Annotated in this window: 23 protein-coding genes; 9 read left to right on the plus strand and 14 right to left on the minus strand. The window is 37.9% G+C overall.

Annotation, left to right across the window (positions count from 1 at the left end; all coding sequences use genetic code 11):
- Window positions 1-589: 589 nt before the first annotated feature.
- Together htpG and H3T84_RS05230 are read right to left on the minus strand one after the other, a co-directional pair.
- A complete protein-coding gene (htpG, locus tag H3T84_RS05225; RefSeq protein ID WP_198218448.1) occupies window positions 590-2,488 on the minus strand; it encodes a molecular chaperone HtpG in 1,899 nt (632 codons plus the stop codon).
- 214 nt (window positions 2,489-2,702) lie between these two features.
- Complete coding sequence (locus H3T84_RS05230; protein WP_198218449.1) at window positions 2,703-3,242, minus strand: NAD(P)H-dependent oxidoreductase; 540 nt, start codon at window positions 3,240-3,242, stop codon at window positions 2,703-2,705.
- 104 nt (window positions 3,243-3,346) lie between these two features.
- On the opposite strand from H3T84_RS05230, the gene H3T84_RS05235 reads away from it, so the two are divergent.
- Window positions 3,347-3,739, plus strand: coding sequence for a helix-turn-helix domain-containing protein (locus H3T84_RS05235; protein ID WP_198218450.1), 393 nt, complete (start codon window positions 3,347-3,349; stop codon window positions 3,737-3,739).
- Window positions 3,740-3,768: 29 nt separating this feature from the next.
- Here H3T84_RS05235 and H3T84_RS05240 read toward each other — a convergent pair whose 3' ends face one another.
- Window positions 3,769-4,830, minus strand: coding sequence for a T6SS immunity protein Tli4 family protein (locus H3T84_RS05240; RefSeq protein WP_198218451.1), 1,062 nt, complete (start codon window positions 4,828-4,830; stop codon window positions 3,769-3,771).
- A 10-nt stretch (window positions 4,831-4,840) separates the two neighbouring features.
- Window positions 4,841-5,359, minus strand: a complete 519-nt coding sequence (locus H3T84_RS05245; RefSeq protein WP_198218452.1) for a hypothetical protein — start codon at window positions 5,357-5,359, stop codon at window positions 4,841-4,843.
- Between the two features lie 155 nt (window positions 5,360-5,514).
- On the opposite strand from H3T84_RS05245, the gene H3T84_RS05250 reads away from it, so the two are divergent.
- The 6 genes from H3T84_RS05250 (at window position 5,515) to H3T84_RS05275 (ending at window position 9,964) form a co-directional block, all read left to right on the plus strand.
- Window positions 5,515-6,615, plus strand: a complete 1,101-nt coding sequence (locus H3T84_RS05250; RefSeq protein ID WP_198218453.1) for a conjugal transfer protein — start codon at window positions 5,515-5,517, stop codon at window positions 6,613-6,615.
- Window positions 6,615-7,094: a low molecular weight protein-tyrosine-phosphatase gene (locus H3T84_RS05255; protein WP_198218454.1), complete on the plus strand. Its 480-nt coding sequence runs from the start codon at window positions 6,615-6,617 to the stop codon at window positions 7,092-7,094. Before H3T84_RS05250 ends, H3T84_RS05255 begins: the two co-directional genes overlap by 1 nt.
- Window positions 7,095-7,264: 170 nt before the next feature.
- Window positions 7,265-7,993, plus strand: coding sequence for a YebC/PmpR family DNA-binding transcriptional regulator (locus tag H3T84_RS05260; RefSeq protein ID WP_025330323.1), 729 nt, complete (start codon window positions 7,265-7,267; stop codon window positions 7,991-7,993).
- Between the two features lie 63 nt (window positions 7,994-8,056).
- Window positions 8,057-8,266 carry a dioxygenase gene (locus tag H3T84_RS05265; RefSeq protein WP_198218455.1) on the plus strand — a complete coding sequence of 70 codons (210 nt, stop codon included), beginning with the start codon at window positions 8,057-8,059 and terminating at the stop codon, window positions 8,264-8,266.
- A gap of 11 nt (window positions 8,267-8,277) precedes the next feature.
- Window positions 8,278-8,646: a VanZ family protein gene (locus tag H3T84_RS05270; RefSeq protein WP_198218456.1), complete on the plus strand. Its 369-nt coding sequence runs from the start codon at window positions 8,278-8,280 to the stop codon at window positions 8,644-8,646.
- Window position 8,647: 1 nt separating this feature from the next.
- Window positions 8,648-9,964, plus strand: coding sequence for an aminopeptidase P N-terminal domain-containing protein (locus tag H3T84_RS05275; protein WP_198218457.1), 1,317 nt, complete (start codon window positions 8,648-8,650; stop codon window positions 9,962-9,964).
- 74 nt (window positions 9,965-10,038) lie between these two features.
- On the opposite strand, the gene hslO is transcribed toward H3T84_RS05275, so the two are convergent.
- The gene (hslO, locus tag H3T84_RS05280; RefSeq protein WP_198218604.1) at window positions 10,039-10,953 is read right to left on the minus strand and encodes an Hsp33 family molecular chaperone HslO; all 915 of its coding nucleotides are present in this window, start codon (window positions 10,951-10,953) and stop codon (window positions 10,039-10,041) included.
- An 867-nt stretch (window positions 10,954-11,820) separates the two neighbouring features.
- Between hslO and H3T84_RS05285 the strand changes: the two genes are divergently transcribed.
- Entirely contained in the window at window positions 11,821-12,522 is a 702-nt protein-coding gene (locus H3T84_RS05285; protein ID WP_198218458.1) for a DUF3829 domain-containing protein, read from the plus strand.
- A 241-nt stretch (window positions 12,523-12,763) separates the two neighbouring features.
- On the opposite strand, the gene H3T84_RS05290 is transcribed toward H3T84_RS05285, so the two are convergent.
- Together H3T84_RS05290 and H3T84_RS05295 are read right to left on the minus strand one after the other, a co-directional pair.
- A complete protein-coding gene (locus H3T84_RS05290; protein ID WP_198218459.1) occupies window positions 12,764-13,036 on the minus strand; it encodes a hypothetical protein in 273 nt (90 codons plus the stop codon).
- Entirely contained in the window at window positions 13,017-13,520 is a 504-nt protein-coding gene (locus H3T84_RS05295; protein WP_198218460.1) for a DUF2778 domain-containing protein, read from the minus strand. The genes H3T84_RS05290 and H3T84_RS05295 overlap by 20 nt, the downstream gene beginning before the upstream one ends.
- A 541-nt stretch (window positions 13,521-14,061) precedes the next feature.
- Here H3T84_RS05295 and H3T84_RS05300 point away from each other — a divergent pair.
- A complete protein-coding gene (locus H3T84_RS05300) occupies window positions 14,062-14,904 on the plus strand; it encodes a class II glutamine amidotransferase (protein WP_198218461.1) in 843 nt (280 codons plus the stop codon).
- A gap of 270 nt (window positions 14,905-15,174) precedes the next feature.
- On the opposite strand, the gene H3T84_RS05305 is transcribed toward H3T84_RS05300, so the two are convergent.
- The 7 genes from H3T84_RS05305 to H3T84_RS05335 form a co-directional block, all read right to left on the minus strand.
- Entirely contained in the window at window positions 15,175-16,536 is a 1,362-nt protein-coding gene (locus tag H3T84_RS05305) for a sodium-dependent transporter (protein WP_041879162.1), read from the minus strand.
- Between the two features lie 197 nt (window positions 16,537-16,733).
- Complete coding sequence (locus H3T84_RS05310; protein WP_198218462.1) at window positions 16,734-17,537, minus strand: carbon-nitrogen hydrolase family protein; 804 nt, start codon at window positions 17,535-17,537, stop codon at window positions 16,734-16,736.
- A 168-nt stretch (window positions 17,538-17,705) separates the two neighbouring features.
- Window positions 17,706-18,806 (minus strand): acyl-CoA desaturase, encoded by a 1,101-nt coding sequence (locus tag H3T84_RS05315; protein ID WP_025330313.1) that lies wholly within the window; start codon window positions 18,804-18,806, stop codon window positions 17,706-17,708.
- 19 nt (window positions 18,807-18,825) lie between these two features.
- Window positions 18,826-19,950, minus strand: coding sequence for a sterol desaturase family protein (locus tag H3T84_RS05320; protein WP_198218463.1), 1,125 nt, complete (start codon window positions 19,948-19,950; stop codon window positions 18,826-18,828).
- A gap of 632 nt (window positions 19,951-20,582) precedes the next feature.
- Window positions 20,583-21,092: a Fur family transcriptional regulator gene (locus H3T84_RS05325; RefSeq protein WP_025330309.1), complete on the minus strand. Its 510-nt coding sequence runs from the start codon at window positions 21,090-21,092 to the stop codon at window positions 20,583-20,585.
- A 10-nt stretch (window positions 21,093-21,102) separates the two neighbouring features.
- Complete coding sequence (locus H3T84_RS05330) at window positions 21,103-21,855, minus strand: SDR family oxidoreductase (protein WP_198218464.1); 753 nt, start codon at window positions 21,853-21,855, stop codon at window positions 21,103-21,105.
- A gap of 469 nt (window positions 21,856-22,324) precedes the next feature.
- Window positions 22,325-23,275 carry a D-alanyl-D-alanine carboxypeptidase family protein gene (locus tag H3T84_RS05335; protein WP_025330307.1) on the minus strand — a complete coding sequence of 317 codons (951 nt, stop codon included), beginning with the start codon at window positions 23,273-23,275 and terminating at the stop codon, window positions 22,325-22,327.
- Window positions 23,276-23,313 lie beyond the last annotated feature (38 nt).

The following is a 23,313-nucleotide window of genomic DNA, read 5'->3' on the forward strand; positions in this document are numbered from 1 at the left end:
TCAAAAATATTGAAAGTTTTTGATTTTTTACTTTATGTAAGTAATAAGAAAATTAACCCGGAATCCAAAAAAACATTCTGGCTGAAAAATCGCCCACACTAATACCAGTAGAAGGTTTAAACGGAATAAACATCACTATAATAAAATAAAGCACCATTAAACAGAATATCATTGAAATAGCTTTACGCCACATAGCTAAATATAAAAAAATACTATAGACTAAAAATGCCAATATATTTCTATTTAACTTAAACTTTTATTCACACGGTAAATTATTATAATTTTTCTGAAACTGCTCAATGGATTTAAATTTAGGTAATCCATTCTCTTCATAAAACTTAAATCCAAACAGCCATGCTTCACTAAGTGCCATATCGGAAGAATCACATGGTTTTTAATTACTATTATTATCCATAAATAATTTATAAGTATGCTAAAACCAAAAAATTTCATTTTTTACAAAAAGCAGTTAATTATAATATAAATAATTATTTTTAAGAAAATTTGAACATTTTGTTTAAAATTTTTATAAATGAATTGAAAGAGCTGCTTATATGAAAGCAGCTCTTTTGGTCTGATAAAAACAATATTACTGATTAAGTGTCAGCAATAAATGATTCATGCGTTTGACAAATGCCGCCGGATTTTCCAGTTTACCGCCTTCAGCCAGCAAAGCCTGATCATATACCAGCTCAGCCAGTTCATTGCGCTGTACTTCGTCCTGCTCAGAAGCAATTTTCTTAATCAAAGGATGATCCGGATTGATTTCCAGTGTTGGTTTGGTCTGCGGAATTTGACCGGCTGCGCCGGAAGCTTCCAGCATTCTCGCCAGATGCTGGCTCATATCATGCTCACCAACAACCAGACATGCCGGACTTTCTGTCAAACGGGCAGTGGCACGAACAGCGTCAACTTTATCACCCAGAGCAGTTTTAATCTGCTCTACCAGTTCCTTGTTGTCTTCTTCTGTTTTAGCCTGGGCTGCTTTTTCCTCCTCATCAGCCAGATTACCTAAGTCCAGTGAACCCTTGGCTACACTTACCAAACCCTTGCCATCAAATTCAGATAAACTATTAACCACCCACTCATCTACCCGATCAGTCAGCAGCAATACCTCAACACCTTTTTTCAGGAAAATTTCCAGATGCGGGCTATTTTTAGCAGCAGCATAACTATCAGCAGTAATATAGTAAATTTTTTCCTGCCCCTCTTTCATCCGACCAATATAATCAGCCAGAGTAACATTTTGCTCACTACTATCATTATGCGTAGAGGCAAACCGGCATAAACCAGCGATTTTGTCTTTATTAGTGAAATCTTCAGCAATACCTTCTTTCAGTGTATTACCGAATACCTGCCAGAATTCTGTATATTTTTCCGGCTGATTTTTCTTCAGATCTTCTAAAAGAGACAATACTTTTTTAACACTGCCAGAGCGAATTGCATCGAGATCACGGCTTTCCTGCAAAATTTCACGGGATACATTCAAAGGCAAATCGCTGCTGTCGATCACTCCGCGAATAAAACGCAGATAAGAAGGCATCAGCTTTTTCGCATCATCCATAATGAATACGCGTTTTACATATAATTGTACACCATTTTTAGGTTCACGCTCATATAAATCAAATGGTGCATGTTTCGGAATGTACAGCAATCCGGTGTATTCATGCCGTCCTTCCACACGAAAATGTGTCCACGCTAAAGCATCATCATAATCGTGTGATACATGACGATAGAAAGTCTGGTACTGCTCATCGGTAATTTCATTTTTCGGCCGCTGCCATAAAGCCTGAGCCTGATTAACCACTTCCAGCTCATCTGAAACTTTTACATTACCTTCTTCATCATATTCAGGCGCTTTCTTCATATAAATCGGCACAGAAATATGATCACTATAAGTCGTTACAATCCGACGCAAAGTCCAGTCAGACAACAAATCTTTTTCATCATCTTTAAGATGCAGAATTACATCTGTACCACGGGCAGACTTACTAATCGGTTCAACAGTAAATTCGCCGTCACCAGCACTCACCCAGCGTACAGCTTGATTTTCTGCGGCACCTGCCCTGCGGCTTTCAACAGTTACCTTATCAGCCACGATAAATGCAGAATAAAAACCTACACCAAACTGCCCAATAAGATTGGCATCTTTTTTATCGTCGCCAGTCAGTTTTTCCAGAAATGCTTTGGTACCGGATTTAGCAATGGTGCCCAGATGTTCGATAATATCGGCTTCAGTCATACCGATACCATTATCAGATACAGTAATGGTTTTAGCTTCTGCATCAGCAGTAACCTTAATCCTGAATTCTGTATCATCTCCCAGCAAAGAAGCATCATTCAGAGACTCAAAGCGCAATTTATCGCACGCGTCGGCAGCATTGGAAATCAGTTCCCGCAAAAAGATTTCTTTATTGCTGTATAAAGAATGAATCATCAACTGTAACAACTGTTTTACTTCAGTCTGAAAACTGTGTGTCTGTTTCATAATTTTCTCAAAAGCCCAAATATATGATTGTTGTTAATTCAAAATATGGGCAGCACAATTCAGTTTCAAGCCAGACAGTCATATGTTTGCTTGTTGTACAGCTTTTGCCGCAAGCACAAAATATCAGACAAATATCAGTATTACATTTCAGACAAAACTAACCAGACTTAGCGTCTGGTTTTTTATGCCTAAACCGGTCGATAAAACTAAAACGTTATTTTCCCTGCCTGATTCTATCAATCAAATTCAAACTATGTTGATGCGCTTTATCCGCAATAGTTTGCTGACTGAGCCCAGACACTGTTGAAACACCGTACAGCAAAATAGGCTCAAGATAGACCATCTGAGCATACTGTGCTGACTGCTTAACAGGTTGTAATAGATCATCCATCATAAAGTGGCCATTTTGCTGAAAATTTTGTTCAGGCTGCCCAATAGTTAGACTAGGTAATAATTTTTTACCTTTTAATTTATCACCTTGTGAACCATAAGCAAAATTATAGGTAAAAACTTCATCAAACCATATTTTTAAAATTGCAGGCATGTTATACCAATACATTGGATACTGTAACACAATAAAATCGTGCCGTAATAATGCCACTTGTTCAGCTTTAACATCGATATTGTAATTAGGATAGTACTGATGAATATTGCGAATTTCACTATTTGGTAAGTTTTGACTTACCGTGTCAACGATTGTCTTGTTAGCAATAGACTGTGTTGTATTGGGATGAGCCAATATGATTAATGCCATAATATGTCCTTGTTATTTAAACTATCAATTTTATAGTTGGTATAAATAGTTTACTTAAAAATTATTTTATGACAATATCTATCAAAATAGATAGTGAGGTCATAATGGGAACAAAAATCAAATCAAGTAAAATCATTTATAATGATAAATATTATGATTGCCCAATCAGCATGGCGATGGATTTAATTGGTGGGAAATGGAAAAGTGTGATTTTGCATTACCTTAAAAACGGTGAGAAACGTTTTAATGAATTACGGAAAGATATACCTGCAATTACCAAAATGACATTAAGTCTACAACTTAAACAATTGGAAAAAGATCGCCTGATTACCCGTCAAGTATTTGGTGAAAAACCACCAATAAAAGTCATTTACGCACTAAGTCCTTTAGGTCATCAAGTCTGTCCTGCGTTAGCCGAACTATGTTCATGGGCACTTACAATTGCGCAACGAAATGATGAAGACATCTCTAACTCAACGGCACAAAATATTCGTTAAATTTTTATCATAATAGGTTTAATGATCAATTATTGCTCTGTTGCTCTTCGTTTAATTGAGGCTTCAATTTTTTTTGCTAGTTCATATATCTCATCTTTCGTCAGTGGAGTTTTGCCTTTGGATTCGCTCTGTTTGCCGATTACTGACATAATTAACCATGGGTAATTTTTTGAACTTTGTTTAACTACTGGATCATATTCGACAATACTATAGTAACCGTAATCAGACGGAGCGTTATCTTTATAACGTATTTCCACGAAGCTTGCTAATCCTTTTCGTCCATCCATCTTAATATCTCGATACTTAAAGGGAAAGCCTAATAATTTGATATTTTTAATGTTATCATTATTAATATCATAATTCGTATTCCAAAACTGATTGATTTCATCTTTGCTGCTAAAGCTCAATGAATTAGTAAATGACCATGTACTCTCTGAAAATGAAATTACAATATCGGGATGTTCATTTAAGCGGAAAGAGACCGTCATATTAATTGGCATCGTTTTATCATTACCAGCAACAAAACCATAGGGTATACATTTCCCTGCTTCTTTAGGCACTTCAAACAGTTCTCGAGTTCTAAAATTATTGATAATTGATTTGGCATTTTGTTTGTAAAATGCAAAATCTTTTTCCTCACCTTGGTAATTATTTGAAGTCCGAAAAGAGTAAATCCGATTTTCTAAAATAAAAATTACGCGAGAAGCTACTGTAGAATAAAAGCCAAAATTTATTTTGCTTTTCCATGAGTTAACTAAATGATCAGGATTCTTCCTTTTAATATTTTCGATAGAAGCTTCCAATCTTTTTTGAGCATCTAATAACTGTTGATCAGTCCACTTTTCAGTTATAACTAAATTATTATCATTATAATTGAAAGCTGATAAAATTGCCCATTTACCATCAGAAAAGTAGACTGGAAATCTTGTTTTAGGTTCAAAAAATTTATTGGTAGGATATAATGCTACTTCAATATTATTAGGTAGATCAATAGAATAAGAACCAATGCATTCTGTTTTAAATGTTAAATCAGCTGCCTGCGTAATACTGCTGATAGCCATACAAATTGTTAATAAAATAGCTTTTTTCATATTGTTATCCTTATGTTACTAACCGGATATGGTAAGGAATGGCATTATTTTCACCTTCAGTCCAGTGAATGGGCAACAGGGTAATATACCCTTTGATTTGTTGTAATTCAGTAAATTGATTAATATCGTAGTTTTGCCAAAAAACAGGATTAAATGGCATTTTTAATTCTTTTTCAAAATAATACTTGATCGTTTCGTCTTCGAGCATGCTTTTCTTTTGACGTACTTCAGATTTAATTTTAGGGTCTCCATTTGCCATTTCCATTGTTTTATTGTATTTTTCCTTAACATAATTATCTAATTTTTTATAATCTAAGTCTGGCCATATTGATGCAAAAGATCTTACTTTAACTTCTCTATTTTTTTTATAAAGATAATTACTTGGGATAAATGGAAAAATCGATTCATAAATATCAGCGTTCGCTTTAGCTCTTGATTGAATGGCTTTTACACTACTAGCCAGTTCAGGAACTTCAATAGCTTGCTCTAAACCTTCACCATATAAACTTTGCCAAATTTGTTTGCGCAATTAATAGGCAAAGGTTCTAACGGGTATATTATAGTGTAAAAACTATAAGCCTAATGCATATTTAACCAGATGTTGTTTTATGAAGGGAGTTTTATTGATCATATTTGTTACAATAGAATATTTACTAAGTCTACTAAATAAAACCGATCAACATCATGAACACCCATCATTGTTTGCCTGATACCCGCGCATTTCCTACCGATCAGGTTAAAAACGAACTGCTGCTGCATGCAGCCAGTCTAGTAACACCTACATCAAAAGCACAAACTACCCTTGCCCGTGAGAGCCTGCAAACTGAAATCAGCCGTATGCTGGCACAAAATCACTATACCAACCTTTCTGTAGCACTGGCTATGGCGGCCAATAGTGATATTTACAATGCATTGTGGAACAGTATGGAAACTGTATTACAAGCACGTAATCAGACAGAAGTACAATGGCTGGCCTTGCCCGTGATAATAGTAGGTGGTGCTAAAGAAAATATCTCTCTGCCAGACAGCATACCCGCAGAAGCCATTACTAAAATCTTCAAAAACCGTCCATGGTCTGATGAATGGAATAAAATTCAATGGGCATCTCATCTTGTGAGTGATACTACCCTGACCCATATCAAAGCCAGTCAATGGTATGCTGCTAAACAAAATCAACAAATGGCCGCAGATTTTCTCGGTCAGTTACCTAAAACACCACTGATAGTTGAAAGCGGACAATCAGTACAGGTTTTTTATGCCCTTGGCTTTTCCGGACCAGACATTCAGTCTGCCCTTAACTGCAATCTGGCAGATAATGCCCTGCCGCTCATGCAAGTCTGGCAAACTCATCTGGCTACAGCCGGTGCTACGCTGTTTATCAACCCGCTTGCGCCACAATCACCATTAAACGCCTTACGCTCTGGCAGTGCCATGCGTCTGCGAATGGCCTGTGATGTCTTTACGACTAATGCTATCCGGTCGATTCGCCTGCAAAGTCCGCGGGTTGGTGTAGTTATTGCTGCTCAGGAAGGCGGCAATATATTATTTGGTTTCAATGCTACCGACAGTGTATTTGAACTCCAGCCACAAATTTTCCGCTGGCCGCTAACACAGGCAGACAACATTGACAGCATAATACAAAATTTCATTGATCTGCTGGCTGAGTGCAATGTTGAAAATATTCGCCTGTTACATGAACCAATCAGTGCACAGGCCCAATTGCCTAATTATGCCCAATCTATCAATATGGTCGGGCATAACCCACTTTTTCCACGGAGTCACTGATGGCTGCAACTAAAGTATTATTTGTCTGTCTGGGTAATATCTGCCGTTCTCCCATGGCAGAATACATTCTGCGCGACCTGGTAACAAAAAAAGGTCTGAGTGAACAGATTGAAATTGCCAGTGCCGGTACTTCCGGCTGGCACAATGGCGAAGACATGCACTCAGGCACCAAAGAAATTCTGCATGCAAAACAAATCAGTACTAATGATTTTCAAAGTAGTGAAGTAAGGCCGGAGGATATTGCCATTTACGATCATATTATTGCTATGGATGATAAAAACCTGCAGGACTTATCCCGTATTTTTGGGTGTAGCCGTCCGGATAAAGTCTACAAAATTACCGATTTATTACCAGATAGCAAATATGACTACGTACCAGACCCTTATTTCAGCGGTAATTTTACAGAAACCTGCACCATTATCTATGCCGGCTGCGAGGCATGGCTTAAATACTGGCAAACCTCAGCAGGCAAACAGTAATCCAGATTACCCGCCGTTTATACTATCCAGATAGAATCTACTCAATAAAAGAGCAATATGGTAAAATTAATACCATATTTCAATTATTTGATGGTATTAAAACTTGCCAAAGCGCTCAGCTTTGGCATTGTTTTGGTACGTAAAATCAACACAGCAATAAGGAATTTAAAATGGCAGGACATAGTAAGTGGGCCAATATCCAGCATCGTAAAGGTCGTCAGGATGCCAAACGCGGCAAAATCTTCACCCGCCTGATTAAAGAAATTACCATTGCAGCCCGTCTGGGCGGTGGCGATCCAAATGCCAATCCACGCCTGCGTCTGGCAATGGATAAAGCCACTGATGCCAACATGCCCAAAGATAATATTCAGCGGGCAATAGATAAAGGTACAGGTAATCTTGAAGGTGTCGAATATGTAGAACTGCGTTACGAAGGTTATGGCATTGGCGGAGCAGCAGTAATGGTAGACTGCCTGACCGACAATAAAACCCGTACCGTAGCCGATGTACGTCATGCCTTCACCAAACATGGCGGCAATCTTGGTACAGACGGTTCAGTAGCTTTTCAGTTCGTTCATCAGGGCTATTTACTATTCAGCCCGGAAGTGGATGAAGATACTCTCATGGAGGCTGCTCTCGAAGCAGGTGCTGAAGACGTTATCGTACAGGAAGATGGTTCTAAAGAAGTCATCACCGAACCCTATCAGTACAGCAGTGTTAAAGAAGCACTGGAAGCAGCGGGTTTGCACGCGGCTGATGGCGAAGTAACCATGCGTGCAGTTAATGAAACCGTTCTGCAAGGAGCAGAAGCTGAAAAAATGCAGCGTTTACTAGACGCACTTGAAGATCTTGATGATGTTCAGAACGTTTATACTACAGCCGTACTGGAAACTGAGTAAACATAAAACGGACTGTTACTCAGTCCGTTTTTATCATTAACAGCATATTATTACCATTGATTCATGCAAGCTATAACCAAACTTTTTCAAACAGCTTCTGCCGGTGAATGCGCTGAAGTTTTAGATTTCTGGCTCAACGAATGCAGCCTTGATGAAGCACCAGATATACATACAGTAAAATTATGGCAACAATTGTTTCAACAGCGCGGCAGTAAATTTAACCGTCTGGCTACCCTGTGTCAGCAATGGCTTATTGAAACAGACTCATTATGAAATCATCATGCATGAATAAATGGCTGTTCCTTGCCGTCATCTGGTTTCTGGCCAGCCTGTATTTTTTATTCTTCAAAGCAAGCGGTAATCCGGTACCTATTCCGCAATTTGATAAAATCTGTCACTTTGGCTTATTTTTCGGCCAATTCTGGCTCCTGTCCAAATCCTGCTTCAGTGCCGGCATCACAATTCCGCTACGCCTGTTAATTATAACTGCCATTATCTGGGCTGCTTCCAGCGAAATTATTCAGGCACTGTTCACTAAACGTGAGGGCGATATAATGGATGCAATGGCCGATCTCATCGGTGCCGCACTGGCACTTTGGCTGGCTCGTCAAATACAAACAGCTCGCCGCAACAGCAGCAGGGAGAAATATTAAAATGGATATTACCGTTTATCAGCAACGCCGTCAGACTGTACTGAATAAAATCGGCGAAGATGGCATTGCCATTATATTTGCCGCTCCGGAACAACGCCGCAGTAATGACACAGAATACCCCTTCAGACAGGATAGCTACTTTCATTACCTGACCGGTTTTCCTGAGCCCGGAGCAGCATTGATACTGAATGGACGTGAACACACTTCCACTCTTCTGTGCCGCAATAAAGACCCTGAACACGAAATCTGGAACGGTTTCCGTTATGGTTATACAGCTGCACGAGAGCAATTTGCTTTCGACTCAGCTGATGATATCAACCAGTGGCCGGTTTTGCTTAAACAAGCACTGACTGGTCACCGACGACTCTTCGCATTGTGGGGACTATATCCTGAAAATGACCCTAAGCTCATTGAATTATGGTATGAAATTGCCCGTATAGCCAATTATCGCAGTGCCAATGGCAGTACGATTGCACCTGACAGTCTGGTAAATCTGGCCAGCATCCTTGATCCGATGCGTCTTATCAAAGATAAACATGAACAGTCGATCATGCGCATTGCCGCAGAAATCAGTGCACAAGCTCATATTCGTGCCATGCAGACTACTTGTGCCGGTCAGTATGAATATCAGGTAGAGGCAGAAATTCTGCATGAATTCATGCAACGCGGAGCACGCTATCCATCGTACAACAGCATAGTTGCCGGTGGCAAAAATGCCTGTTGTCTGCATTATGTCAGCAATAACTGTCAGTTGCAGCAAAATGATTTACTCATGATTGATGCAGGTGCCGAATACCAGATGTATGCTGGTGATATTAGCCGCACCTTTCCCGTCAGCGGGCGTTTCAGCAGTGCACAAAAAGATATCTACGATATAGTACTGGCTGTTAACCAGGCGAGCATTGCCTCTACTGTAAAACAAGCAAACTGGCAGAATATCAGTGCTACAGCCATCAGCATGCTAACCCAGGGACTGATTGATCTGGGCATACTCCGTGGCAGTCTAGAGCAGAATATTGAAACTCAGACTTATCGGCGTTTTTATATGCATGGGCTCGGACACTGGCTCGGACTGGATGTTCATGATGTTGGTGGCCGTTTTGACAGCAATGAACAGCCTATTTTGCTTCAGGCGGGAATGGTAACGACCATAGAGCCAGGTTTATATATCAGCTCAGCAGATGATATACCTCAGGCATTTCATAATATTGGCATCCGCATTGAAGACAACGTTCTGATTACAGAAACCGGTAATGAAGTACTCACTGCTTCTGTACCTAAAACTACCGCAGAAATCGAAACATTGATGCAGCACTAAATCAGAATCTGATCAGTATTAGCCATTAAAATAGCCGGATAACATTTATCCGACTATTTTTTATAAATGTACTTTTAATGATTAAGCTGACGTGCGGCCAGTTCCTCCTGCGCAGTAGCCACAATATCAGTACCAAACAAAGAATTCACATCTGCCTCATCAAATACATAGCGTGCATGACAAAAATCACAGTTCACCTCAATACTACCCTGCTCCGCTACAGCCTCACCTACTTCCTGCCCGCCAAGCAATAGCAGCATATCACCAACCTTAGCGCGCGAGCAGGTACAGGAAAATTCAACATTCTGAGGTGTAAACACCCTTAGCTCATGCTCATGAAACAGCCTGAATAACAATGTCTGCATATCCAGCCGCAACAACTCATCCGCCGTAAGCGTCTCAGACAAAGCTGATAACTCTGTCCAGCTATCTTCATCTATATCCTGTTCGGGTAACTTTTGCAGTAATAGACCGCTAGCATGCTCATCATCCGCAGCAAGCATAATATACGTAGCCAGCTGTTCGGAACGCGCCATATAATTCATCAGCATCTGAGCAATACTGCTACCACTAAGCTCCACCATACCCTGCCATGATTCACCCTGAGAGGGCTGCAAAGTCAGTACAAACATTCCTCCTTCACCAAGCAAATCTACCAGTGTCATATTGTCATCAATGACAGCAGATTCATCCCAGCGAGCTGTTGCCCGGCAGGTTGCTGCCGATGTAGCTTCCGCCACCAGCATTTTCAAAACGCCCTTACCCTGCACCTGTACAATCAGATTACCATCAAATTTCAGATTACTGGCCAACAATACCGCAGCCACAGTCAGCTCACCCAGAGCCTGATGAATTGCCTTAGGATAGATTTTATTTTCTGCCACATGCCGCCATACCTGCTGCAAATTCACATGCAGACCACGTACAGGACAGTCATCAAACATAAACCTCGTTAACTGATCTGTTTGCACCATCTTATTTTCTGTCATCATTTCAATCCTGGCAAAATAATCAAACAATATGCTTCCGTCAGTGAAAAAATCAAGTCAGATGGTTTTTAGCCAGAATCATAATTCTCTGATTAGTTATCAACTAAACTTAGTATTACATAGGTGAAAATATAATTAATCTTTAATTAAAAAATATTGATATTATTTATAGAATCATTTATTACATTCAGATTTATCTGATACTTATTCAAAAATATTTATCAAAAAATATAGTGATATTTAAACGCAAAATAAATTACTAACAGGAAATCCATTAGATCCATACATAAAAAAAATCGGATAATAAAAGAGCACTCAGATATTCACTAAACAATTTATGCTCAATGTTTTTTCTATACAACACAATTTTTCATAAATTTGTTTAACAGAAATCATCCCAAGATGAATGGATTAGTCATTTATCAATTTTATAGTTAAATTTTATTATTTAATCACATAATTGTTATATTTAATATTCACTTATCATTATATATAATGCGCTAATCAATAATGACTGTTATAAATTAAGTATCAGATGGTTGTAATGATAAATCTAAACAAAATTCAGCTGATAAGCAATCCGAAGCAGCAGAACAAACTGACTCAGCATCGTCTCATTTAAAAAGAAATAAATCGACTGATGATATTGAACAAGTATATGCACAAGCAGAAAAAGCAAATCTTTGGTTAAGTATTTTTTAATAATCAAATTACCGATGTAGAGAATAAGTTAGATATACAGATTTATTCGTCCAATTTAAACTATATAGAATCTAAGGCTAAAAAAGTATTAGATTTATGCGGTGATAAAATAATACATGTAATTTACAAACCATCCAAAAAGATCCAGACGTATATTTAAAGATAATGAGTGGTCATGAACGTATTGATGATAAAGCAATAAATAATTACAATACACTTATTGAAAAATTGATAAAACTCCAACCTCAATTATCTGAACTTGATGCAGCTGGTAAAGTATATACTGAGCGATATAGTAAATTAGCTTTGTCTTTAAATGAACTATATAATTATTACAATAACAATGAATATAAGCTTGATGACTGTAAAAAAAAACCAGAGCTACTTAATAATATAATAAATACATATGGTGAATTTATTTCAGCAAAAATGGCTGCTAGTGCTGCTTATCATAAATTTTATAAAGAAACTCATGATATACAAAAATTAGATATAAAAAATCAAGGTTTAACATTTAAATATAATTGCATAGATATGATGGATTCAATAAATGAAGTTGTTACCTTGATTAATGAGAAATCTGAAGAAAAAAATCAATTCAAAAATCTGGATAAAGCGGCAGTTGAACAAAAAATTCAGCAAATAGAAGCCATTGCTAATCAACTAATGACAATTAAAGGAAAGGATGAAGAAATTAAGAAGCAAGCTTTAAATGATATTTACTATGACAGATTTGTGGATTACTTACCCCAAATCATTAATCAGATGAAAATTGTCATAAAAAAATTACATGATAAAGATATTTATCAAGAGATTGATAGATTAAATGATAAAGAAAAATCATTAATAAAAAATATAATGATATAATCAATTAATTGATTAAAAAACAGGCGGTGTAAAATTTATACCGCTTGAATATGAATAAAGAGACTGGATTAACTTTCAAGTAACTGTTTATATTAATCGACAACATAATTAAATTGATTTCTACAAATTATTAGTTAATCAACTCTAGCTTAAAATTTACTAAAGCATTGAAATTTAAACCATAACTTTTACTCATATAGTTTATAAAAAGATTTTTATTAAATTAAACTTAAAAATTATGCTAACTATGAAAATTAACGAATCTTTTTATACAATAAGTAATAATAAATGCAGCCAATAAAGGAATTCCAAAAACCACCCAAAACCCAGCCGGATCTAATTCTCCATCAGCCAGCGCAATTCCTGTTGAGTTCAATATTCCATCGATATAAAATGATATTTTCTCCATTAACTTCCATAAAGCATCTATAAAGAATATTAGTGATAGCAAAATAATATAGATAAATATAAATAAAATAATAAAAAATACTAATTTACTCTTTACACTTGGCATAATCAGTACTCCCTGTAACTATAACGTTTCCATAGGCCAAGATTTTATTTTTTATCCTCATTTTTTGTGTAGTAAGAAGGGCGCTTCTTAGCTCTTGGAAATCAGAAATATTTCGAAAAGTTATACATCCCCATGACACGCCTGAACCATCCGGACGTAATGGATGCAATCTAAATGATCCTCTTTCAACGCCATTGACAAATAAAGAGTCACTCATTGTAATATCATTATATAATCCAAACCATTCCCAATGATTTGTTCCATTTTTCAAATCTTTGTATATTGCTATTGCCTCGCCATAAATACTACTAAAAGGTCTATCCACAATCCAATAATTTCCAGGTGGCAGAGCTGCATTTATTTTAAAAGCACATTCTGCAATATTTGTCATTGGAGAAGCACCTGAAAATACATCAAATTCTCCTACATTTTTACATATTAATTTAATATATTTACCATCTTTACTTACATTATTATAATTCATTTCGCAGGAAATCATTAAATATTCTCTTATAAAATAAACCAATAGATAACTTGAATGTAATTATACAATAAAAATTAACAACAATTAATGTTAGTTAAATATTAGCATAAAATTAAGTAATTACTTAATTTTAAGTTATAATTTATCTATCAATAATAGAAAATTAATTTATAAAATTTAATAAATCCTAATCATTTATATACTAAATAAATAATATCAAAAAACCTCTAAACCTAATAATTTTCAAATCACAGCATTCATTTAAAATTATTTTTTCATCCACATTTAATAACTATTACCATCTTTATTTTTTATCTGCTTTTCTTAAATAGCTTCAACATAACAATATATATCTTTCTAAGAATTATTTGTATGCATTAGCTTATTTCCCTGATAGCATTAAGGCTGATATCACTATAGTTAGCGTTTTGCAAAAGGATTTATATTTATAAAGCAGGAATTAATACAATCACGATATATAATCTTTATTTGGTGAAATATGAAAAATTACATTGTTGATTTATCTATGGAGAAATAATACATGTGCCAGTTGTTAGGCATGGATTGCAATACCCCTACTGATATTGTCTTTTCTTTTGAAGGTTTTCGTTTGCGGGGAGGTCTCACTGACAGCCATGCAGATGGTTTCGGCATTGCTTTTTTCGAGGGGCACGGAGTGCGCCTGCTTCAGGATGATAAGCCTTGTGCCAGCTCACCTGTCGCAGATTTGGTGCAGCAATATAAAATCAAATCGGAAAATGTAATAGCCCATATTCGCAAAGCTACTCAGGGACAAGTGCATTTAGTAAATACACATCCATTTGTACGCGAGTTATGGGGAGAATACTGGGTGTTTGCACATAATGGCAATTTGCGCCGTTTTAATCCTTCTGAAGGTGAATATTTTAACCCGGTAGGTACTACGGATTCAGAGCAGGCCTTTTGCTATCTTCTTGAGCAGTTACGCCAGCGTTTTCGTCACAAGCCTTCGCGAGAAGTTTTATTTAATGCTATAGCAGAAATTACTGCTGAGCTGCGTCAGTATGGTTTATTTAATTATATGCTTTCGAATGGTGACTGGTTAATTGCCCATGCCAGTACCCTGCTTTTTTATATTATCCGGCAGGCACCTTTTGGTAAAGCTGTTCTGGCAGATGAAGACGTAGCTATTGATTTTTCCGCGGTTACTACACCACATGATCGTGTAGCCGTAATTGCCACATTACCGCTTACCTGTAATGAGCAGTGGCAACAACTGGCGGTTAATGAACTGGTGATGTTCAGCCAGGGAGAAATTGTTTTGCGCAATTGTATCCAGCCGGCTCAATATATGAGTGTAGAAGATGGTCTGGCCATCGCACGCAAAGCCGGCGTCAGCATGTAACAGATTAAATTGAACTAAGAAACTAAAATTTCAGAAAATCTGTTATTAACTGAACTATCTTATGTCTTATGTAATTTATCCAGAATGGATTAAAACCAAATTAAAGCATAGTAACAATTGCAGATATTTGATGTAAATCCAAATATTTATTAAATATCTATATCTGTTTTCAAGCATTTTCTATAGTAATTAGTGAATCCATAAAAGAAAATCCCGGATAATTCCGGGATTTTCTTTTACTCAGATATGAGAATATTAACTATATATTGATTACATAAATCCATAAATCAGAATTGCTATTACAGCTATCGGAATAACATAACGGCATAGCACTTTCCAACAAGCAAATACAGCCTGGCCTAAATTCAGCTCCTGACGAATTCTTTCCTGATTCATTATCCAGCCGGCAAATACAATGGTGCCAAGACCGGTTAACGGTAACATAAGCTTACTGGTCAGATAATCGAGAGAATCAAATATATTTTTACCGAAAATTGTAATATCCTGCCACTCATTAAAAGACAGCAGGCAGGCAATACCCAATGCCCAGATAAACAAACTACTTACTAAAGTCGCTGATTTACGTCCCAAATGAGTTTTTTCTTCCAGTAACTCAACTGTCGGCTCCAGCAATGAAATTGAGGAAGTCAGGGCGGCGAAAGTCAGGAAAATAAAGAATACAACACCAATAATAGTACCACCGGCCATATTGCCGAAAGCGATAGGTAAGGTAACAAAAATCAGACCCGGACCTTCGCCCGGTTGCAGACCATTGGCAAATACCAGCGGGAAAATGGCCATACCGGATAACATGGCAACAATAACGTCCAGAATAACTACAGTACGTGCTGTAGAAATCAGATTCACATCTTTACCCAGATAGGAACCGTAAGCCATCATAATACCCATGCCCAGAGACAGGCTGAAAAATGCATGCCCCAATGCCGCCAGTACTGCCTTACCGGTAATAGCAGACCAGTTAGGAGTAAATAGGAAAGCAAAAGCCTTACCAAATGAAGGTCCGCTGACAACAGCCGCATAAACCACCAGACCAATCAATAAAAGACCCAGCCCCGGCATCATCACTTTACAAGAACGTTCCAAACCGGCACCTACACCCATGGCTACAATCAAGGCGGTAGCAAACATGAAGACGGTATGCCATGTAAGTAAATGGCTTACACTACCAAGAAATTGCTGGAAGACCTGACCGGTTCCTTCGCCATTTAAACCTTTAAAAGTACCAGTACCGGCAAGAAAAATGTAATCAGCAGCCCACCCGCCAATAACGCTGTAAAAGGAAAGAATCAGGAATGAACCAAGTACGCCGATAATACCTACCCAGCGCCATGATTTAGATTGCCCTTCATCAGCAGCTACATCTTCCATGGTGTGAATCGGATTTTTCTGCCCGCGACGGCCAATCAGCCACTCAGCCACCAGAATAGGCAAACCAATCACAAACATGCAAATCAGGTAGGTAAGTACAAATGCTGAACCGCCCATCTGACCGGCCATATAGGGAAATTTCCAGATATTACCCAAACCAACTGCTGAACCTGCTGCGGCGAGCATAAACCCCATCCGCGAGCTCCACTGAGAATGCGACTTTTTCTTTGTTCCGCCACTCATCGCTACTGCCCCTTACTTCTTAATTCAAACTTTAATCAATAATCATGCCATGAATCGCATTTTTGGACAAGAAATGATTGTGAATGTACCGTTTTTGAAACTATTAAGCCCATTATTCAGACATTATGTCCAAATATTGGGCTTAAATATGGATTAAATTCAGGCTGGTTCAAAAAATACTAACTTAAAAAACATATTTACAACAGTCGATGCTGTAGTGCCGGTAGCTTAGTTCGTACTGATTGCAGAAATTCAGTATCCAGCTCTGCACAAATAACCCCCTCTCCTTCTGGCAAAGAAGCAAGGATTTCTCCCCATGGATTAATAATCATACTGTGGCCATATGTACGGCGGCCATTCTGATGCTGCCCACCCTGTGCAGACGCCAGCACATAACACTGATTTTCAATTGCTCTGGCAGTTAATAATGTGTTCCAGTGTGCCTTACCCGTGGTATAAGTGAATGCTGCCGGTAACACGAGTACTTCAAACGGAAGCTGGGCACGGAAAAATTCAGGAAAACGTAAATCGTAACAAATACCCTGTGCCACTGCGATATTATCAATTCTCAGCTCCGGTACATCCATGCCTCGCAGTATTGTATCGGCTTCTGCGTAAGACTCATTGGCACCAGTGTAACCAAACAAATGCATTTTATGGTAGAAACCCAGCAACTCTCCTGAGCGCCCGTACACCAGAATGGTATTAAATATTTTGGTTTTATCCGTACTTTGTAAAGGTATGGTACCACCAAATAATATGATCCCCAGTTCAGCAGCAAGAGTTTTCAAAGCTGTTTGCAATTGCCCATCTCCAAAAACCTCAGCTATAGCTACTTTATCTGTTTCGTCTTTACCCATTATCGGCCAGTATTCAGGTAATACTACCCACTCCGCACCCTCAGCAGCTGCCTGTTGCACCAATCGTTGCATTGTGCACACATTCTCTGCTACCTGAGTACCAGATACCATTTGCACTATAGCTACTTTTACATTCTGCATCAGTTACTCCCGAATTTTTATCCTCATCTATGCTCTTTATAACCGTAACATAGCCGTCTGGCAAATTATTCTCTTTTCAACAAGATTATCTGAATTTTGGTCTTAATTTTGTAAGCGTTGGCAGATGCGGATTTATTTTACTTTGATTAGCACGGATAACAGCAAATATTACGACTGATTTTCTCGATAATTGCTTCCCATTTTCTTCAGAAATTCCTGTTGGGATTTAAACAGACCGATTAAAGATAAAGCCTGATACGAAATATTGAATTGCTGTGCTATATCCGCCACAATAGGAGTCAGCTTATGATAATGCCGGTGGCTAACACCGGGATATAAATGATGGGTTAAGTGCAAATTCAATCCGCCCAGCCAATATTCAAGCCAGCCATATTTTAGATGCCAATTGAGCGTTGTGTTAAAAGCATGCTGCAAACGTCCATGCATAAAATGTCCATTTTCCGGCGCCTGATAGAAAGTAGCTTTAGCCCAATGGCTACCTAAAATCAATATGACAAATATCAAAGAAGAACACATTTGACTTAAACAATAAACCAATACAATCCAGCTAAAATTGAATTGTGGACATACCCAAGCCGGCAAAATGAACGCCAGTAAAATATGTACCCATTTAGCTAGTAAAAATACCATCCATCCATTCCAGCCCTGGCTAGTAAATTTTTTAACATTGAACTTAAGACCTAATCTGTCCTGCCAGTCAAAACACCAGACAATTGCCGGAAATGTCATTGCTGCTACTATTGGCCAATAATAATGCTGATAGCGCATAAACCAATAATGTACCTGAAACGGAGTCTGTCGCAACACTCCGTTATAATCAATATCTAAATCGTAGTATTCAACATTAGTGTAAGGATGATGTTGAATAACATGACGAACACGCCAACAGTCTGGATCAATACCCAGGGGAATGGTAATAAGACAATTTAACCATTTATTTGCTCGTCCGGAACGGAAAAAAACATTATGCGAAGCATCATGTACTACATTAATAGCCAGCAGCAGCGCAAAGGTAATATAGCAAAAATAAAATAATGAAAACCAAATTACTGAGCTTTGATGTAATGCCGTAATATAGCTTGCAGCACAAAACAGACAAAGTATTGCCAACTTGAACTTCATACCCCTGTCAGCATAGCGATGATCTTGATGTGTAGTCAGATATTCTTGCAAAGCATCATTAAGAGCTTTTTTTAAACTTTTATCCTGTTGCGAATTGTATTCAAGTTCTCTTAATTCAGATCTCATATTTTATCCGTACTCGGCTTTAGGGTTCGATTACAGGCAAAGATTTTCGATACACTCTTATCCAGTTAATGAAAATAATGATGCCATGTATGCTCAGCAGTACCATAGTAATTTGCCAGTAGGTCTGATGCCATTGAAATCCATACAAAAATAACAAAGGCATAGTTAAAGTTAATATTATCCAGCCTATTATTCCCCACGAGCGACCTTCGGACATCGCGCCCAGAAAAATTGTTCCACCAGCCAGATAAGCAAATAATATATATTGAGTTAAACTAATATCGTTCAAACCGTACCCATATGTATAGATATAACTAATAGCTAAAATAAACAATGCTGTTGAACCTAAAGTCATGAGTAAATTTGAAATAACAAATTTGTTAGGAAACGAAGAAGGTTGAAAACGAATTTTAAATATTTGCATAAATGGAAAATTACTGGCCAATAACGGATTAAATGTTTTCACACCCGGAGAACCATAATTAACCGTACCTTCCGGCATTTCCGCATAGCTACCAAATAACTTATCCCATATAATAAATGAACCACCAAAATTGCGATTAGAATAATATCTGTCATTAATATGATGCACACGATGATGATTGGGCGTGACAAAAATTTTCTCTAAAAAGCCTAGTCGGGGTGTGAAATCATTATGATTAAAAAACTGGATAGAATAATGTATCATAGAAACTGCTAAGAAGATTTCGGTAGGTAATCCGAGAAAAGCTAAACCAACATTAAACACAGCAGACAGTAAAGAAGAGTACCAGGAATTTCTGACCGCCAAGGATAGATTAAAATTTTCACCCTGATGATGAATTAAATGAACAGCATATAACAAACGAAAAGTATGTAATAAACGATGCTGCCAGTAAAAACAAAAATCCCAGGCAAAGACGGCAAATATCCATATATAAAAGACTGGGGTTGAAGAAAATAAATTTAAACTACAATTTTGATAAACATAGGCATAACATAAAATTTCCAGGCCTCTGAATAACCACAAAACAATATGCCCAGAATTTAAATTGAAGATAATATCAAGCCAATTAATATTCTGCTTTTTAATCCATTTCAATAATATTGCTTCAATATAGATACAAACCAGCATAAAGATAATAGGGAATGTCAATGTATTCATTCTGCTTCCAATAACTTAATTGGTAAAATATTAACTGTTATTTATTAATCTATATTCCCTGTTAGCTACCGTAGTTCAGCGATTGCTTAGAATCAGATCAAATAATAGTTATAATCTTTTAAGAATTAAATTCTAAAAGTTCAAAGACAGACTTCATAATACAGATATTAAAATTAGATACTTTACTCTAGATCAAATTTTCTAATTTTATTTATCATAAAAAAACTTGATTTAACATTTATTTTAAATGCTGGCTTATAATCGGATATGACAATATCGCTTTCAATCCTATTTAATTATTACAGGATAGCATGTCATACAATAAATAATGGAAATAATGTCAGACGCAACAATCTAATGTAATCTATATTTGTTTTTCTTTATTACTGTTTGGGCACAATTTATTCCGTTAGTAGGATATTTGCTATAACAACAAAATTTAGTGCATATAGTTTTCATTCAACATTATAAAACGCCATCCGGATAGGTAATTTCACTTAGTTCTTTGAGAATGTATAGGTAATAATGTTGTTTAATTAACCATTTTTTCACGAATAATTCGGCGTTTCTTATGCATAAAAGATAAAGGAATAGTTTCAACCGATTTAAGAATCCAAAACTGACTGAATAACTTATTTAAAGTTTTCATTTTGAGTACGACACTGACTACACATACCAGTCAAAACAATATGTTCGTCATTAAGTATAAATCCGCTATCAGCTACCCTCTGTCGTAAAGCTAACCATTCCGGGCTCATACTTTGTTCATCCACAGCCCCGCACTGATTACATACCAGCACAAAATCACTGTGATGAATATGATCCGGCTGGCATTGTTCACCACAATCATGCTGAGCATGCCGACATAATATATAGCCATTAATCGCCGGAATTTTGTGCAAAATACCTTGCTCGGTCCAAAAATCCAGCGCTCTGTACGCTGTCGGTGGGGCAATTGTGTTGTGACTACTTTGCTGCATATGAGCCAAAACCTGATAAGCTTTAATCACTCCGCTCATGCTCAGCACGATATCCAAAACCTGTGCGCGCAACTGAGTAATGGTTACACCTTGTGCTTCACATTGAGCCAATATACGCGTTTTCTCAGTGGTTCTTGTCGACCATGCAAGTTTATCCGTCATGACTCAAACCTCAAGCCAAATCACGGGTTACACTCAGACCGGCGAAGGTTTGTGATACCGGCATAATTTCAATATGGTTAACATTCATATGTGCCGGAGTCTGATACAGCCATAATACGGTGTTGGCAATATCTGCCGGTTGCAGATAGCTGATATTTTCATATACGGCAGCAGCCTGTTTATCATCTCCGCGAAAGCGTACATTGGAAAATTCAGTATCACCGCATAAACCGGGGGCAATATTGGTGACTCGTATGCGGGTACCGGCCAGATCAGTACGCAAATTCAGGCTGAACTGGCGTACAAAAGCTTTGGTAGCACCGTAAACATTACCGCCTTTATATGGCCATGATCCGGCAGTAGATCCCAGATTAATGATATAGCCGCTATTTTTCGCTACCATACGTGGCAATATTTGCCGGGTGACATAAGTTAAACCCAGAACATTGGTATGAATCATGGTTTCCCAGTCAGCAAAGTTTGCTTCCTGAGCCGGCTCCATGCCCAGCGCCAGCCCGGCATTGTTCACAAGTAAATCAATATCCGCCCAAGTACCCTGTAAGGAGGCTAATGCATTATCTACACTGCTTTTATCGGCTACATCCATTTGTAATGGTAAAAACTGTGCACCCAGTTCTGTCTGTAAATCTTGCAGCTTATCCAACCGCCGTGCGGCACCAATAACATGGTAACCGGCATGAACCAGCACACGACACATTTCTGCGCCAAATCCTACAGAAGCACCTGTAATTAATATTGCCATGTCAGTATCTTTCTCTGTTTAAAGATAACACCTCTATTTGTCCCTTATGAGATAAGTCAATATTTATTCGATTTCCAATATTATGGTATTACATTTCTATTTTGCTACGACCGAGTCTTGTTTATCAACCGGTGACATCCATTCATTCATCCCTCAGGAATATTTATCAGTCTCAGAACCAATATTTTACACTGATGATTAAGCTTTTTACTCAGTACTATTCTCGGAAACTATGCCTTGCCCATTATTTTACAAACAAAAGATGCAGACGAATCAACTGACTCATTTATAAAACGCTATTAATCATATCTGTTAAATTACTTTCAGTTGCTGATGTTAATTCGTTATGTCTGGCTTTCTATCATGTTAATTAACTGCTTTGATAGTTACATTACGATATAAACGGATTGATTTATTGATAAAAAACCCCGTTATTGCTAACGGGGCTCTTTGATAACAGATATATGGTTTATAAGGATTGCTGCATCGCCCATGAACGTAAAGCGCGGGCATCGCTTACGCGGGTTGTTGAACTGGGAGAGTTCAGTAAAACAATGGTTACCGGCTGGTTCTGAACACTGGTCAGCAGCACCATAGACCGACCTGCTTCACGAATATATCCGGTTTTTTGCAGCGCGATAGGCCATAAACCTTCGCGTACCAGCGCATTGGAGTTGTGATATTGCTCTACTCTGCCATTACTGGTGTATACCGAACCGGAATTGTCAGTTGAATATTGTCTGATAAGCGGATACTGACTGGCGCCACGCACCAGCAAAGCCAAATCCCGTGCAGTGGACTGATTGCGCGGATCAAGCCCGGTTGGTTCGTAAAAACGTGAATTAGTCATTCCCAGCTCAGCTGCCTTATTATTCATGGCTTCTACAAATGCCGGCATACCACCCGGATAAGTACGTGCCAGAGCATGGATTGCCCGGTTTTCACTACTCATTAAACCAATATGCAACAGCTCACGCCGGGTCATTACTGTACCAACAGACAGACGGCTGGTTGAGTTTTTCAGCCGGTCAATTTCGGCATCTGTGATGGTAATCTGATCATTCATGTTCTGATTGGCATCCAGCACTACCATTGCTGAAACCAGCTTAGAAATGGATGCAATTGAACGTACCTGATTGATATTTTTTTGGTAAAGAATTTCACCGGTCTGATTATTCATAATCAGTGCCGATTGTGAGCTCAATAAAGGACCGGCAACCTGTGCACGGGTTTCTAGACTGGCGTCAGGATGGTTGCTGATAAATGTACTGAGCGTGTCAGACTGACCACCTGCCTGCTTTTGTTCGATAAACTGACCAAGAACATCTATATCTCCGGCCACAGCAGGTACTGCAAAAAACAGACTGCTGCTTAACAGGCTTACCCACTGCCAGCGACGCAGACGTGATAAACATGACATGATAACTTCCTTTTTGACCCTGAATCAGGGTAATTTAT

The organism is Snodgrassella sp. M0110, assembly GCF_016101465.1.
Taxonomy (GTDB): domain Bacteria; phylum Pseudomonadota; class Gammaproteobacteria; order Burkholderiales; family Neisseriaceae; genus Snodgrassella; species Snodgrassella alvi.